Origin of the sequence: Streptomyces macrolidinus, from assembly GCF_023887685.1 — a bacterium.
GTDB lineage: Bacteria > Actinomycetota > Actinomycetes > Streptomycetales > Streptomycetaceae > Streptomyces > Streptomyces macrolidinus.
This window is the reverse complement of sequence record NZ_JAMWMR010000112.1, coordinates 1-497: the sequence shown is the minus strand read 5'-3', so window position 1 is coordinate 497 and position 497 is coordinate 1. Positions and strand designations below refer to the sequence as shown.

Below are 497 nucleotides of genomic sequence, written 5' to 3'. Positions count from 1 at the left end.
GCTGAACTGAACGAAGAGGTCCGCGTTGGGCATGACGGTCACGCCGCCGGCAAGGGCCATGTCGCACTCGCCCTTGCGTAACGCCTGGACCGCCAGGTGCAGCGCCACCAACGACGACGAGCACGCCGTGTCCACCGTCAACGCGGGACCCTCAAGACCCAACGCGTACGCCACCCGGCCCGACAGGAAGCCCAGGGCCGCGCCACTCACCAGGTGACCCTCCAGTTCCGGTGCCTGTTCGGCGGTGCTCCGACCCGACGTGTAGCCGGTGTGCCAGCCGCCGACGAAGACGCCGAGGTTGCTGCCACGCAGGGAGGCCGGGTTGATGCCCGCGTGTTCGACTGCCTCCCAGCACGTGGTCAGGGAGAGGCGCTGCTGGGGGTCCATCGCCAGCGCCTCACGCGGCGAGATCCCGAAGAAGTCCGCGTCGAACTCCCCCGCGCCGTCGAGGAATCCGCCGTCCCGGCAGTAGGTGCGCCCCGTGGCATCCGGGTCGG

General features: G+C 70.2%; 1 protein-coding gene. It reads right to left on the bottom strand.

Going from position 1 to position 497, the window contains the following annotated elements:
- On the bottom strand, positions 1–497 hold a 497-nt coding region (locus NGF19_RS30455), incomplete at both ends, for a beta-ketoacyl [acyl carrier protein] synthase domain-containing protein (RefSeq protein ID WP_252429174.1).